Genomic DNA, 12,576 nt, shown 5'->3' with positions numbered 1-12,576 from the left:
ATGCAGGCCTCGGCAGCACGTTCAAAGGATAGGTTTGCCCCCCGTCACGGCGTACCGCGAACCCGAGATGTAGCTGGCTTCATCGGACCCCAGCAAGACATAGATTGGCGCCACCTCCACAGGTTGACCCGGCCGCCCCATCGGGTAACCGGAACCGAAGTTCCTCACGGCCTCATCAGGCATGGTGGCCGGGATCAGCGGGGTCCAGATCGGGCCGGGTGCGACGCTGTTGACGCGAATGCCCTGCTTGCCCAGCAATTGCGCAAGGCCTGCAGTGAAATTGGCAATGGCCCCTTTGGTCGCAGCATAGGCCAACAGGCTGGGTGACGGGTCGTCCGAGTTGACCGAGCTGGTGTTGATGATCGAGCCGCCTTTTGGCATCGAGGGCAGAGCGCGCTGGCAAATGCGGAAAATGGCGGTGATGTTGGTATCGAAGGTCTTTACCCATTCATCGTCGTCAATGTCGTCCAGGCTTTCATGGGCCATCTGGAACGCGGCGTTGTTGACCAGGATATCGATGCGACCAAACTGCGCCACGGTCTTGTCGACGATGTCATGGCAGTGCTGTTTCTGTGCCAGGTCGCCGGGCAGCAGCAGGCACTGGCGGCCCGCCGCTTTGACCCAGCGCGCGGTTTCCTGCGCATCGTCGTGTTCATTCAGATAGCCAATGGCAACGTCAGCGCCTTCTCGGGCATAGGCAATGGCCACCGCACGCCCGATGCCGCTGTCAGCACCGGTTATCAAGGCGATCTTGCCTGCGAGGCGATTGTTGCCGGTGTAGCTCTGCTCACCGCAGTCCGGATAAGGATCCATCCTGCGCTGGGAACCGGGAACGCTTTGCGGTTGGGATGCGAATGGAGGGGTAGGGTAGTCGCTCATGCTGGAAGCTCCTGCAGGTTTGGAACGCTCATTCCCGTTCGAAAGGTGCTCCAAGCCAGTGTTGAAGCGGATCTTCGTGCTGAGCGACGAGCGGTTGATGCATCCATTCCCAGTGAATTTTTACCCACCGCATGGCTCTACCGCTGACGGGGCTTGCTGGCATGGGTGAGGCCCACGCTATCAAGGAGTCTGCAGTGCCTCGAATCATCACGCCTTCCACGCCGGAACATGAGATCGATCAGACGAACGAGAGGATGTTCGGTACGCCCAAAGAGCGGCTGGATTTCTATCGACGCGAAATTCAGTATGAGACCACCATCCTGGCCAACCGTACCGACGCTTATCTTGCGGCCCAGTCGTTCCTGGTGATCGCCTACGTGTCATCGATGGGTAACCTGAACCAAAGCTGGGGCGAGATGTTCACCTTGATGGTCCCGGCTTTTCTCGCATTGCTCGGCGTGCTCAGTACACTGAATGCCTGGCCTGGCATCCGCGCGGCCTTCCGGATTATCGAGCACTGGCAGATGAAGCAGAGCCACCTGCTGCGCAGCGAGCCGATGATGGGGCTGGCCTATGACGAGTCGCCGCTGTTCTGCGAGGCCGAAACCTCTCAGGCGGGGCACCGCAAATCGCTGCTGTTTTCCTTGCGCACGCCCTGGATTTTCCTGTGCTTCTGGGTGTTGCTGGGCAGCTATTCGGTTTTCATCCAGTTGGCGTGATCAGCGCGCGCTGGTCGGTGCCATGGGCGACCAGCACGCGCTGAAGAGAATCACGCTCAGCCTGCCAATGCCTTGATCAACTGCTCATTGAAGGCGGGGATGTCATCCGGCTGGCGGCTGGTGATGAGGTTGCCATCGACCACCACTTGTTCATCCAGCCACGTACCGCCCGCATTACGAATGTCATCTTGCAAGGTTTTGTAGCTGGTCATTCGCTTGCCTTTGGCCAACCCGCTCGATATCAGCAACCATGCGCCATGGCAGATGACCGCCAGCGGCTTGCCGGCCGCATCGTGGCTTTTAACCAGCTTCTGCGCGCCGGGAATCAAGCGAATCGTGTCCGAATTCTGCACACCGCCGGGCAGCACCAGGGCATCGTAGAGGTCAAGCTGCGCACTGTCGAAAGTCGCATCCACGCTGAACGCGTCGGCGGGTTTGTCATGGTTCCAGCCACGTACCGTGCCTTCTTTTTCGCTCAGGATATCGACCACCGCGCCGCTGTTTTCCAAGGCTTCACGCGGGCCGGTCAGTTCCACCTGTTCAAAGCCATCGGTGACCAGAAAGGCCACGCGCTTGCCGTTCAATTGTGCACTCATCATTTTCTCCTCGTGCTGATAGGCCTTTCATAAGGGCCTGCAAACAGCGAGCAAAGTTCCTGCTCGATGCCTGGCGGTATGGGGAGAACCTGCTAACGGTTGCGCACGGTATCCAATGCAGGCGACCAGACCGTATGACCGCAACGTGAACACGCCAGGGTGTCATGAGGCTCATGGTAGGCCGGGAAACCACAGCTCACGCAGCAATGCAACCCGGCGCCGGGCGGCGATGTGTACTCCGGGCGATGCTCGACCGGCAGCACTGACAAGCCTGGGCGTGTGTCTTGCTGATCGTAGAAATACAAACTGAGATCGCCATCGGTTTCCAGAAGGCCCAGTCGAACCTGGCCCAGGTGCTCGACACCTTGTTGGCGTAGCTCCATGAACAGCTCATTCGGTGAAATGTTCATGTGACGCAGCGAATGGATTTCGTACATGCCATCTTTCACTACCGTGACCGGCAACCCGTCGATCCAGGCCTCGCAGGTTCTGTTTCGCCTCATGAGGTAGACCGTTCCTCGGTAAAGCATGAACAGCGTGAGGAAAACCAAGGCCACCGGAAGCAGCGGCACGTCCTCGTAAAAGGTCACATCGCCGGCAGCTGAACCCAGGGTGAGAATGACCACGAGCTCGAACCGGGACAGCTGTCTGATCCCGCGCCGGCCACTGAATTTCAGAAAGAAGAACACGGCCAGGAAGGCCGCAGAAACACGCACAGCAACTTCCAGCAGAAAGGTAAAAGGGAAGTCGCCTATCAGCATCCGTTGCAGATCAAACGAAACCATTCGCTGCACCCTTCCTTCTGCCGTTGTCAGATAAAGGGTTGACCGTTCTCGCTCAGGGCTGGTTCATCGACTTGGCCTGGAGCTCTCCGCCCGCGTCACCAGGGAATCGGCGTGCCATCCCACGCCCAGAACGTTCCGCTCTGCGCCGGGCCGTGACGGCTCACAAGTGCCAGGATGCAGGTGGCGGCAAACGCGGGCGAGAACAGTTTGCCCGGCGGCACATTGCCCTGAAAGGGGCGGGAAAGCTGGGTGTCGGTGGTGCCGGGATGCAATGCAAGTACCGTTGACGCGGGGTTCAGTCGCTTCAGCTCGATGCTTGCAGTGCGCAGAAGCTGATTGAGCGCGGCTTTGCTGGCACGGTAGCTGTACCACCCACCCAGGTGATTGTCGCCGATCGACCCAACCCGCGCCGACAAGGCGACGAAGGCCATCGGTTGCCGACGCAGCAGCGGCAGCAAATGCTTGAGCAGCAGAACAGGGGCGAAACAGTTGGTTGTGAAAGTGCTCAGCAACCCCGCCATGTCTAGCTGGGTCAGTGCTTTTTCAGCCCTCGCCGGGCCTTCTTGCAGCACGCCAAGCGTGCTGAAGACCAGGTTCAGTTGGTCGCAGCAGGCGCCCACCTGCGCGGCCAGTGTTTGCAGTGCCTGCTCGGATCGGGCGTCGCAGTCGAGGCGAACCAACCGTCGCGCGTGCTCTGTGAACAAGGTATCCAGCGCAGGGCTGGTGGTGGCGCGTCGCGAAACGGCGAACACCAGCCCGATGTCATCGCGCGCCAGCAACTGCGTGCACAATGCCAGGCCAATCCCTTGGCTGGCCCCGCAGACCAGCACGTTGGCGGGTGTGTAAAGGTCGTTTATCAGGCTCATCGGCGTGTCCTCTTGGCCGGGCGCTGGCGCCTCGTCCTGTGATGCCTGCCAACGTTCTTGCACATGACAGGGGTGAGCTCACAGCAGGATATAGTCGCTGTACTGCCGTAAGCCGGCATGGGGCCCTTCGATCAAGTGCACGTAACGGCCGTTCACCCAGTCGATCGGCAGGCAATCGTCGACGTCCAGTACCGCATCGGTATGCGGCTTGAGCCAGTCTGCCTGCAGGCGCTGCTTGGCCAGTTGCTTGGCCTCGGCCTTGTCCCTGGCCACCACCAGCAGGTAGCGGTGTGCCTCGCCAAACACCCCGGGCTCGTAGCCGCCCAGGTTGATGAAGAACAACCTGGGATCGTGTGGGCCAGGCGCTACCTGACTGAATTCGAGGCGGTAGTGGTCAATACCGTCGACTTCCATCCATGCGTCGATGTGCAAGCCCGTTCGGCTCCCGAACCAGGCTTGGCGCAAATGTGGGTAGGCCTGTTCAAGTGAGTCCGCCTGGGCGAACAACACATCGTGGACCTCGATATTGGCCCGTGGGTGGCGTCCACCGAGCATGACGACGTACAGCATGAGCAATTCCTTCTATCTCGACTTTCATGGGTGTTCGATAACGGGGCGCGAGGCTTGCAGAAATATGCATGCTGGGCATTAAAAAACTATACATGGCTCGTCAAATATCTGTACAAGCGTCTACTATTGTATAGTATTTAGCAAAGTGCTCGAGGTCAGAATGGCGCACCCTGCACGTTGGACCTGTCTGTGCCTGCTGCTAGCCGCCATGTCGTCGGCGGCAGACTGGCGAGCGGAGCTGCCTGCGGCGCAACGGCTGGGCGCCGGTGATTTCACCTGGTTCGGCCTGCGGCTGTATACCGCCCGGTTATGGGCAGTTGGCCCGGTTCAGGACTGGAACCAGCCGTTCGCCCTTGAGCTGCTTTATCACCGTTCATTGTCCAGGGACACGCTGGTCAAAGCCAGCCTCGAGGAAATGCAACGCCTGGGTGGCGGCAGCATGACGGCACAGCAACGCGCGGCATGGACCAGGGCGATTGAGCAGGCATTCGTGGACGTGAGCCCTGGCATGCGCATCACGGGCTTGTACCTGCCGGGGCAGGGTTGCCGCTTTTACGTCGACGGCAAACTGAGCCACGCGATCGACGATCCGGTGTTCGCCCGGGCCTTCTTCGCCATCTGGCTTGACCCGCGGGCCAGAGATCCCCAATTGCGTCAGCGGCTGCTTGGGCTGGCTGGCGATGACCGAGGAGCCTGAACATGTACAAAGCGCTGTTGCTGGCTGCCTGCCTGCTTCTGGGCAGTTGTGGCAATGTCGGTATCGAGCACTATGCCCAGGAGCAGCCGAAGCTGGACCTGGCGGCGTTCTTCTCGCGCCCGGTTCAGGCGTGGGGGATGTTCCAGAAGCGTTCCGGGGAGGTGGTCAAGCGCTTCCACGTGCGCATCGACAGCCGCCGCGAGGGTGAGCGGCTGATCCTCGACGAACATTTTCTCTATAGCGATGGCACGCGCCAGCAGCGTACCTGGACGCTGGTGCCGGACGGCCCCGGGCGCTGGCGGGGAACCGCGGGGGACGTGATCGGCGAGGCGCGTGGCGAAGTGGCGGGCAACGCGCTGCGATGGCGTTACCAACTGGACCTGCCGGTCGATGGGCGGCACTGGCAGGTAGACCTGGACGACTGGATGTACCTCATGGATGACGACACCCTGATCAACCGCTCGAGCATGAGCAAGCTGGGCGTTGAGATTGGCCAGATCACCTTGTTCTTCCGCCGCCTGCCAGAGGGCACACCATGAACCTGATCGCGCTGACCCAGCTGGTTTCGACCGGCGAAGCCAAGGAACTTGAACTGCTGTCGCTAGAGGGGGGCTTCTACCTCCTGCGCGCCCTGACCGACGCCGGCCCTGTGACATTGAGCGATGCCCAGGGGCAGCCCGTGCGCGTGCGCTCCACGACCGAACTGCGGCAGTTGCTGGCCGACCTGCCGCCGGTGCCCTGCATGCTGGTGCAGCAGGTGGTGCACGATGAGATGTGCGGGCAACGCGACGGCCCCATCGCGCCGCTGCGCGTACCGGTAACGCTCACCAGCCAGTGGTAGCCCGGACGATGCGCCTGGGCCTGGTGCTGGGTGACCAACTGTCGTTCGACCTGGCAAGTCTGGCGTCCCTTGACCCTGCTCGCGATGCGGTCCTGATGGCGGAAGTGGAGGGGGAGGCCCGATACGTACCGCATCATCCGCTGAAGATCATTCTCATCTTCAGCGCCATGCGGCATTTTGCCCAGGCCCTGCGTGAACGGGGTTGGCAGGTGCACTATGTCGAGCTGGATGCCGAGGGTAACAGCGGCAGCATCGTGGGGGAGTTGCGTCGATGGCAACAAGCCTTGGGCGCTACCCACATTCACTTGACCGAGTGCGGTGAGTGGCGCCTGGAGCAGGCCTTGCGTGATGCCGCACTGCCGCTTGTGTGGTTTCGCGACACGCGTTTTCTGTGCTCCCGTGAAGCCTTCGGGCGCTGGGCCACAGAACGTCGCCAGCTGCGTATGGAGCACTTCTACCGTGGCATGCGCAAGCGAACCGGCCTGCTCATGGAGCCTGACGGCAGCCCGGCAGGTGGGGCCTGGAATTTCGATGGCGACAATCGCAAGCCATTGCCACGGCAGCTGCGTGGCCCGTTCGCTGCGCATTTCGCGCAAGACGACATCACGGCAGCGGTGGTGGCCTTGGTGCGTCAGCGCTTCAGCGACCACTACGGGGGCGTCGACGGTTTCGACTACCCCGTGACCCACGCCGAGGCACAACAGCTGTGGCAGCATTTTCTGGATTTCGGCCTGGCGGCTTTCGGTGACTACCAGGATGCAATGGCCGAAGGCGAGCCGTACCTGTTTCATGCGCGCATCAGTGCGGCGCTCAACATCGGGCTTCTGGATGTGCGTCGTCTGTGCGACGACGTCGACAAAGCCTGGCGCGAGGGGCGGGTGCCGCTCAATGCAGCCGAAGGCTTCATTCGCCAGTTGATCGGCTGGCGTGAGTATGTGCGTGGCATCTATTGGCAGCGCATGCCGGCGTATGCCGGGCTCAATCACCTGAACAACGACCGGGCGCTGCCAGAATTCTACTGGACCGGGCACACCCGCATGCGCTGCATGGCCCAAGCCATCGGGCAGACCCTGCGGTTGGGCTACGCTCACCATATCCAGCGGTTGATGGTTACCGGCAACTTCGCCTTGCTGGCCGGTATCGTGCCAACCGCAATTTGTGAGTGGTACCTGGCGGTCTACATGGATGCCTTCGAGTGGGTCGAACTGCCCAACACGCTTGGCATGGTGATGCACGCCGATGGCGGCTACCTGGGGTCCAAGCCGTACTGCGCCAGTGGTCGTTATATCCAGCGCATGTCCGATCATTGCAAGGCTTGCAGTTACAGGGTCGACCAGGTGACCGAAGAGGAGGCCTGCCCGTTCAATGCCTTGTATTGGCATTTTCTCATTCGCCATCGCCCCCAGCTCTCGGCTAACCCGCGCCTGGCCCTGGTCTATCGCAGCCTCGATGGCATGCCCGCTGGCCGTCGCGATGCTGTGTGGCAACGTGGCCAGTCATTGCTGGCGCGGCTCGATGCGGGGCAGGCGTTATGAAAAAGAGCCTTCTGCCCAGCAAGGTTTGCGTGGTGTGTGGCCGGCCGTTCACCTGGCGCAAGCGCTGGGCACGCTGTTGGGAGCAGGTGCGCTACTGTTCCGAGCGATGTCGCCGGTCAGCGCCGCGCCGCGATGCGCGCCAGCAGGGGCAGGGCCAACGCCCATATCGGCATCAGTAGCAGGCCGGTTTCCAGCGCGCCCAATGGCAAGGCGACACCTGCCAGCCTGGCGCCGCCTACGTAGGCCAGAGGGCCGCCAATCGCCCCCAGCAGTGCGCCGATTCGCCAGTGCCTGCCGGCCCATGCCAGGCTGTGACGCATTCCGCTGGCCAGCACCAACCACAGCAGCGCTAGCCACAGTGGCAGGGGCCAGGCGTCGAAACCGAACACCCCCAGTGCTCCCAGCACGCTGTCGAGCACACAGCCGATAAAGGTGACGCGCAACAGCGCCTTGACCTCGGCATGGATGGCCGGGCACAGGCGCAGGTGCACTGCCACGCCCGGAATCACCAGTAGCAACAGCAAAGGCCGCTCGGCCCCCAGCACGCAGACCCACCAGCCGGCTTGCAGCCAGAGGGCATTGGCGATCAGCCAGCGGCTGCGCATCAGGCACTGCCAGGCAAGGGCGCGCGGCGTGCCTGGGGTGCTGCCCAGAGCAGGTGCGCAACACCGATGGCGCGTTCCTCGAAACCGCCTTGGCAGTAGCAGAGGTAAAACTCCCACAAGCGCTGGAACATGTCGTCGTAGCCAAGGTCCGTCAGCGCAGTGCGTGCCTGACGCAGGTTTTCGCGCCAGTGTCGCAGGGTGTGGGCGTAGTCCAGGCCAAAATCTTCCATGTGCACAAGGTTCAGGCCAGTGTGCCGGCTGGCGGTATCGAGCAACACGCTCAGCGAAGGCAGGGCGCCACCGGGGAAGATGTAGCGCTGGATAAAGTCGACCGAGCGCTGCGCCTGGGCATAGCGCTGGTCGCGGATGGTGATTGCCTGCAATAGCATCAGGCCTTCAGGTTTGATGAGCGAAGCACACTGGCGGAAATACACCGGCAGGTAGCGATGGCCAACCGCTTCGATCATTTCGATGGAAACCAGTTTGTCGAACGTGCCTTGAAGGTCGCGGTAGTCTTCGCGGAGCACTTGCACGCGCTGCCCCAGCCCCAAGGCCTTGACGCGCTCCAGGGTATGGCTGTACTGCGCCTCGGAGAGCGTCGTGGTGGTGACCCTGCAGCCGTAACGGGTGGCTGCGTGGATAGCGAGGCTGCCCCAGCCGCTGCCAATTTCCAGCAGGTGATCGTCAGGGCTCAGTTCGAGCTTCTGGCAGATGCGCTCCAGCTTGTGCAACTGGGCCTGCTCCAGTGTTTGCCCCGGGTGTTCGAATTGCGCAGCCGAATACATCATGGTGGGGTCCAGCAGCCGCTCGAACAGGGCATTGCCCAGGTCGTAGTGGGCCAGAATGTTGCGCCGGGCTCCACGCTTGTCGTTGCGGTTGAGCCGGTGCAGCAGGCGCAGGGCAGGGCGGCCCAGGCGGGCCAGGCCGCCCTCGAGCGCGTCGAGCACTTCAAGGTTGGCGACGAACAGGCGGGTCACCAGCGCCAGGTCGGGGCTGCGCCAATAGCCGTGAATGTAGGCTTCGCCAGCACCGATCGAGCCATTGCCGGCGATCAGGCTCCAGGTGGCGTCATCGAGGATCTCCACCTCGGCCTGCAACGGGCTGTCGGCATCACCGAAACTCCACTGCTGCCCGTGGCTGAGCAGGCGCAGGTGGCCGTGACGCAGCTTGCCCAACTGGGCGAGCACGGCGCTTCGTGCCAGCCCGCCGAGCAGTGGCGCAAGGCCTGCGAACTTGCTAACGCTCAGGGTGGGATTTGACATCATCAAGGTCCTCGCAAGGTTGGCCGAGTGCCAGGTCACCCTGGCAGGTGGTGTGGTCATGCACGGGGGTGCGTTTGAGTAACAGGCGAAGCGCTTGCCAGTAGATGGCCGAGACGGTGCGCAGGCTCATCCATGGGAAGTTCAGGACATACCGACGTAGCGCTGCTCCATCCAGTGGCTTGCGGCGCAGGGCGAGGTCGGCCTCGAACACCTTTGTGCCGCCTTGCCAGTTCTGCATCTGAATGCGTACATGGTCCGTGTCCAGGAAGAAGCGCAGGCGATAGTCCATGTCCAGCGGCATGAACGGTGACACATGGAAGGCCTTGCCGACGCTGAAGGGCCTGGCAAGGTTGCCTTGCACCGGGAGCACGTAATGAAAGCGTTCACGCCAGGGCGTGTTGCGCACTTCCATCAGGATCGCGGTCAGGCACCCGTCGCGGTCATGGCAGAAATAGAAGCTCACCGGGTTGAACGACAGCCCCCAGCACCGCAGTTGCGTGAGCAGCTGTACCCGGCCTTCGGGCAGGTGCCCCGTCGCCTGCCCGACCAGCAAGCGTGCAGCCTGGGCCAGCGATTCGCCTTGGCGGGTCAGGGCGGGCAGGTAGTCGGTCTCGCGCCAGCACAACGGCGCCAGGCGCCAGCGTCCCATCCAGCGTGACAGGCCCATCAACCAGGATTGTTCGTCCAGGTCCAGGTAGAACATGCCGATCCGGTAGCGGAACGCGTGGGCCCGCGGCGTCAGCCGACGGTGGCTGATCCAGCCCAGGCAGAGGCTGCTGTTCACAGGTGCTCTCCGAAGTGCGCGGCCACCTTCAGTGCGCTGACCACCCCGTCTTCATGAAAGCCATTGCCCCAGTAGGCGCCACAAAAGTAACTGTGCTGCTGACCCTGCAGTTGCCCTTGGCATGCCTGGGCAGCCGACGCTGCAACGCTGTACTGGGGATGGGCGTACTGGAAGCGGGCGATGACCTGCGCCGGGTCTATCAGTGCGGTCTGGTTGAGGCTCACACAGAAGGTTGTCGGTGCCTGGATACCCTGCAGAATGTTCATGTTGTAGGTCAGCGCGGCGGGAGCCCGCTCAGGGCCGCCCAGGCGGTAGTTCCAACTGGCCCAGGCGCGCTGGCGGCGTGGCAGCAGGCGGGTATCGGTGTGCAGCACCACGTCGTTGCTGGCGTAATCGATGGCGCTGAGTACGGCGCGCTCCTGGTTGCTGGGGCTTTCCAGCAGCGCCAGGGCCTGATCGCTGTGGCAAGCGAACACCACATTGTCGAAGCGTTCGGTGCCGGCCGCGCTCACGAGGGTCACGCCACCTTCGTCGCGGCTGACGCGGTAAACCTTGCAGTTGAGGCGGATGCGCTCAGCAAACGGTCGGCACAGCGGCGCGACATAGCTGCGCGAGCCGCCTTTGATCACCCGCCACTGTGGGCGTTGGTTGACCGACAGCAAGCCGTGGTTGCGACAGAAGCGCACGAAGAACTCAAGCGGGAAGTGGAGCATGTCTGCGCGAGACATCGACCAGATCGCCGACCCCATTGGCACGATGTAATGATCGATGAAGCGTTGCCCATAGCGGTTCGCTTGAAGGTAGTCGCCCAGCGTGGTGCTGGCATCGATACGCTGGTTGTCCAGGTCGGCCAGTGCCTGACGGTTGAAACGCAGAATGTCCCGGATCATCCCCCAGAACCCTGGGGACACCAGGTTGCTGCGTTGGGCGAACAGGGTGTTCAGGTCGTGGCCGTTATATTCCAGGCCCGTCATCGGGTCATGCACGGAAAAACTCATCTCGGTCGGCTGTGAAGGGACCTTGAGCTGGTCGAGCAAGCGGATGAAGTTCGGGTACGTCCAGTCGTTGAAGACGATAAAACCGGTATCTATCGCATGCCGCTGGCCTTTCCAGACCACATCAAGGGTGTGGGTGTGGCCCCCGACCCATTGCTCGGCCTCGAAAACCGTGACTTCGTGCTTGCGTGACAGCAAATGGGCGCAGGTCAGCCCCGCGATGCCACTGCCGATGATTGCTATACGCATGGATCATCATTCCTGTTCATGACGGGCGAGGCGTTGGCCCAGCGCCAGGCGCAGGCGCGCGGGCAGCGCCCCGAGCAGGCGCAACACCAAGGTGAAAAGACCGGGGAAGTTGATTTCCAGGGGGCGGCCGGGCAGGCGCTTGGCGATATGCCGGGCGGCACGCTGCGCAGACCACAGCTGTGGCATGGGGAAATCGTTGCGACGGGTCAGTGGCGTGTCCACGAAGCCTGGGCTCACCAGGGTGACCGCGATGCCTTCGCGGGCCAGGTCGATTCGCTGTGACTCCACCAGATAGCGCACTGCGGCCTTGGACGCGCCATAGGCGCCAGCGCGGGGCAAGGCCAGCCAGGTTACCGAACTGCCCATCACCACCAGGTGGGGGCGTTGGCCGGTGCGAAGCAAGGGCAGTGCCGCCGCCAGGCAGTAGCTGACGCCCAGCAGGTTGGTGCGCATGACGCGCTCGACCAACGCCGGGTCGAAATGCCCCGGCTCCAGGTATTCGCAGGTGCCGGCATTGAAAATGGCCATGTCCAGGCCCCCCCAGGCCTGCTCGATATGCGCAGCGATGCCGGCGACCTGCTCCGGGTTGTCAAGATCGCCAATGGCCAGCAATACCTGCCCAGGAAACCGTTCGGCCAGCGGGGCAAGGCGGTCGGCGTGGCGCCCGCCCAAGGCGACCTGGTGACCTTGTTCCAGGAGGATTTGCGCGAGCGCGGCACCGATACCGCTGCTGGCGCCGGTCAGCCAACAGCGGCTCATGCCAGCCTGCCTTTGAGCCAGCGGATCGCAGTGCCCATGACGGGAAGGTGCTCATAAAGCAGGGCACCGGCGTCGAAATAGTCCTGGTGAAAATGCACACGGTCGCGCCAATGCAGGCAGCTGCACCCTTGCAACGTGATCGGCTGGCCCCCCGCCAGGCGCGGGTGGCAAAACTGCAGTGTCCAACGCAGGTAACCTTGCCCGGGCTTTACCTCGTCGGCGCTGGTGAAGGCGTAGCGGATATCGGTGGCGTTGGCGTACAACTGCTCGAAGTAGGCGCGCAGGGCCTGCAGCCCCTGTATCTGGTGCAGGGGATCACGGAAGGTGACATCGTCGCTGTACAGTTTATCCAGCGTGTCGAGGCTCGCCCCATCAAGGCGGGCGAAGCGCTCGGCGAACTGCTGTAGGTACGCTGACATACTGGGCTCCAGGCA

The 12,576-nt window shown here is 62.5% G+C and carries 17 protein-coding genes; 6 read left to right on the top strand and 11 right to left on the bottom strand.

Annotated features, from left to right (window positions below; genetic code table 11):
- Positions 1 to 21: 21 nt before the first annotated feature.
- On the bottom strand, positions 22 to 879 hold the full coding sequence (locus AA098_RS16205; RefSeq protein WP_004576506.1) for a glucose 1-dehydrogenase: 858 nt from the start codon (positions 877 to 879) through the stop codon (positions 22 to 24).
- Between the two features lie 194 nt (positions 880 to 1,073).
- Here AA098_RS16205 and AA098_RS16200 point away from each other — a divergent pair, with 194 nt between their 5' ends.
- Positions 1,074 to 1,598: a hypothetical protein gene (locus AA098_RS16200; RefSeq protein ID WP_003254017.1), complete on the top strand. Its 525-nt coding sequence runs from the start codon at positions 1,074 to 1,076 to the stop codon at positions 1,596 to 1,598.
- A 56-nt stretch (positions 1,599 to 1,654) separates the two neighbouring features.
- Here the strand turns inward: AA098_RS16200 and AA098_RS16195 are convergent, their stop codons facing one another.
- The 4 genes from AA098_RS16195 to AA098_RS16180 all read right to left on the bottom strand — a co-directional run bounded on the left by AA098_RS16195 (position 1,655) and on the right by AA098_RS16180 (position 4,415).
- The gene (locus AA098_RS16195) at positions 1,655 to 2,194 is read right to left on the bottom strand and encodes a type 1 glutamine amidotransferase domain-containing protein (protein WP_029380592.1); all 540 of its coding nucleotides are present in this window, start codon (positions 2,192 to 2,194) and stop codon (positions 1,655 to 1,657) included.
- Positions 2,195 to 2,286: 92 nt separating this feature from the next.
- Entirely contained in the window at positions 2,287 to 2,979 is a 693-nt protein-coding gene (locus AA098_RS16190) for a DUF421 domain-containing protein (protein ID WP_003254014.1), read from the bottom strand.
- Between the two features lie 95 nt (positions 2,980 to 3,074).
- Entirely contained in the window at positions 3,075 to 3,845 is a 771-nt protein-coding gene (locus tag AA098_RS16185) for an SDR family NAD(P)-dependent oxidoreductase (RefSeq protein ID WP_054888225.1), read from the bottom strand.
- Between the two features lie 78 nt (positions 3,846 to 3,923).
- Positions 3,924 to 4,415 (bottom strand): DUF1543 domain-containing protein, encoded by a 492-nt coding sequence (locus AA098_RS16180; protein ID WP_003254012.1) that lies wholly within the window; start codon positions 4,413 to 4,415, stop codon positions 3,924 to 3,926.
- A 160-nt stretch (positions 4,416 to 4,575) separates the two neighbouring features.
- On the opposite strand from AA098_RS16180, the gene AA098_RS16175 reads away from it, so the two are divergent.
- Genes AA098_RS16175 through AA098_RS28560 form a run of 5 tightly spaced genes read left to right on the top strand, consistent with a single transcriptional unit; the run spans position 4,576 to position 7,667 of the window.
- On the top strand, positions 4,576 to 5,112 hold the full coding sequence (locus tag AA098_RS16175; protein ID WP_003254011.1) for a chalcone isomerase family protein: 537 nt from the start codon (positions 4,576 to 4,578) through the stop codon (positions 5,110 to 5,112).
- Between the two features lie 2 nt (positions 5,113 to 5,114).
- Entirely contained in the window at positions 5,115 to 5,651 is a 537-nt protein-coding gene (locus AA098_RS16170) for a DUF3833 domain-containing protein (RefSeq protein WP_003254010.1), read from the top strand.
- Entirely contained in the window at positions 5,648 to 5,953 is a 306-nt protein-coding gene (locus AA098_RS16165) for a DUF6482 family protein (protein WP_003254009.1), read from the top strand. Before AA098_RS16170 ends, AA098_RS16165 begins: the two co-directional genes overlap by 4 nt.
- A gap of 8 nt (positions 5,954 to 5,961) precedes the next feature.
- Entirely contained in the window at positions 5,962 to 7,488 is a 1,527-nt protein-coding gene (locus tag AA098_RS16160; RefSeq protein ID WP_004576509.1) for a cryptochrome/photolyase family protein, read from the top strand.
- Positions 7,485 to 7,667: a DUF2256 domain-containing protein gene (locus tag AA098_RS28560; protein WP_003254007.1), complete on the top strand. Its 183-nt coding sequence runs from the start codon at positions 7,485 to 7,487 to the stop codon at positions 7,665 to 7,667. The genes AA098_RS16160 and AA098_RS28560 overlap by 4 nt, the downstream gene beginning before the upstream one ends.
- Here AA098_RS28560 and AA098_RS16155 read toward each other — a convergent pair.
- From AA098_RS16155 to AA098_RS16130, 6 genes are read right to left on the bottom strand one after another with little or no spacing between them, the layout of a single operon-like run.
- Positions 7,605 to 8,093, bottom strand: coding sequence for a DUF2878 domain-containing protein (locus AA098_RS16155; RefSeq protein WP_060538161.1), 489 nt, complete (start codon positions 8,091 to 8,093; stop codon positions 7,605 to 7,607). The genes AA098_RS28560 and AA098_RS16155 overlap by 63 nt on opposite strands.
- Positions 8,093 to 9,355 carry a cyclopropane-fatty-acyl-phospholipid synthase family protein gene (locus AA098_RS16150; RefSeq protein WP_003254005.1) on the bottom strand — a complete coding sequence of 421 codons (1,263 nt, stop codon included), beginning with the start codon at positions 9,353 to 9,355 and terminating at the stop codon, positions 8,093 to 8,095. Before AA098_RS16150 ends, AA098_RS16155 begins: the two co-directional genes overlap by 1 nt.
- A complete protein-coding gene (locus tag AA098_RS16145; protein WP_064614766.1) occupies positions 9,330 to 10,139 on the bottom strand; it encodes a DUF1365 domain-containing protein in 810 nt (269 codons plus the stop codon). The genes AA098_RS16150 and AA098_RS16145 overlap by 26 nt, the downstream gene beginning before the upstream one ends.
- Positions 10,136 to 11,383 (bottom strand): NAD(P)/FAD-dependent oxidoreductase, encoded by a 1,248-nt coding sequence (locus tag AA098_RS16140; protein WP_004576512.1) that lies wholly within the window; start codon positions 11,381 to 11,383, stop codon positions 10,136 to 10,138. The genes AA098_RS16145 and AA098_RS16140 overlap by 4 nt, the downstream gene beginning before the upstream one ends.
- A gap of 6 nt (positions 11,384 to 11,389) precedes the next feature.
- Positions 11,390 to 12,142: an SDR family oxidoreductase gene (locus AA098_RS16135; protein WP_054888229.1), complete on the bottom strand. Its 753-nt coding sequence runs from the start codon at positions 12,140 to 12,142 to the stop codon at positions 11,390 to 11,392.
- Positions 12,139 to 12,561, bottom strand: a complete 423-nt coding sequence (locus AA098_RS16130; protein ID WP_003254001.1) for a nuclear transport factor 2 family protein — start codon at positions 12,559 to 12,561, stop codon at positions 12,139 to 12,141. Before AA098_RS16130 ends, AA098_RS16135 begins: the two co-directional genes overlap by 4 nt.
- Positions 12,562 to 12,576: the final 15 nt, after the last annotated feature.

It is taken from the genome of Pseudomonas sp. JY-Q, from assembly GCF_001655295.1.
In the GTDB taxonomy this organism is placed as follows: Bacteria; Pseudomonadota; Gammaproteobacteria; order Pseudomonadales; family Pseudomonadaceae; genus Aquipseudomonas; species Aquipseudomonas alloputida.
Note: the sequence above shows the minus strand (reverse complement) of the source record. Positions and strands in the feature narration are given on the sequence as shown.

Excerpts from the sequence above, each read along its gene's own strand:
- AA098_RS16205 (WP_004576506.1), bottom strand. The coding sequence starts at position 879 with ATGAGCGACTACCCTACCCCTCCATTCGCATCCCAACCGCAAAGCGTT.
- AA098_RS16195 (WP_029380592.1), bottom strand. The coding sequence starts at position 2,194 with ATGAGTGCACAATTGAACGGCAAGCGCGTGGCCTTTCTGGTCACCGAT.
- AA098_RS16190 (WP_003254014.1), bottom strand. The coding sequence starts at position 2,979 with ATGGTTTCGTTTGATCTGCAACGGATGCTGATAGGCGACTTCCCTTTT.
- AA098_RS16185 (WP_054888225.1), bottom strand. The coding sequence starts at position 3,845 with ATGAGCCTGATAAACGACCTTTACACACCCGCCAACGTGCTGGTCTGC.
- AA098_RS16180 (WP_003254012.1), bottom strand. The coding sequence starts at position 4,415 with ATGCTGTACGTCGTCATGCTCGGTGGACGCCACCCACGGGCCAATATC.
- AA098_RS16175 (WP_003254011.1), top strand. The coding sequence starts at position 4,576 with ATGGCGCACCCTGCACGTTGGACCTGTCTGTGCCTGCTGCTAGCCGCC.
- AA098_RS16170 (WP_003254010.1), top strand. The coding sequence starts at position 5,115 with ATGTACAAAGCGCTGTTGCTGGCTGCCTGCCTGCTTCTGGGCAGTTGT.
- AA098_RS16165 (WP_003254009.1), top strand. The coding sequence starts at position 5,648 with ATGAACCTGATCGCGCTGACCCAGCTGGTTTCGACCGGCGAAGCCAAG.
- AA098_RS16160 (WP_004576509.1), top strand. The coding sequence starts at position 5,962 with ATGCGCCTGGGCCTGGTGCTGGGTGACCAACTGTCGTTCGACCTGGCA.
- AA098_RS28560 (WP_003254007.1), top strand. The coding sequence starts at position 7,485 with ATGAAAAAGAGCCTTCTGCCCAGCAAGGTTTGCGTGGTGTGTGGCCGG.
- AA098_RS16155 (WP_060538161.1), bottom strand. The coding sequence starts at position 8,093 with ATGCGCAGCCGCTGGCTGATCGCCAATGCCCTCTGGCTGCAAGCCGGC.
- AA098_RS16150 (WP_003254005.1), bottom strand. The coding sequence starts at position 9,355 with ATGTCAAATCCCACCCTGAGCGTTAGCAAGTTCGCAGGCCTTGCGCCA.
- AA098_RS16140 (WP_004576512.1), bottom strand. The coding sequence starts at position 11,383 with ATGCGTATAGCAATCATCGGCAGTGGCATCGCGGGGCTGACCTGCGCC.
- AA098_RS16135 (WP_054888229.1), bottom strand. The coding sequence starts at position 12,142 with ATGAGCCGCTGTTGGCTGACCGGCGCCAGCAGCGGTATCGGTGCCGCG.
- AA098_RS16130 (WP_003254001.1), bottom strand. The coding sequence starts at position 12,561 with ATGTCAGCGTACCTACAGCAGTTCGCCGAGCGCTTCGCCCGCCTTGAT.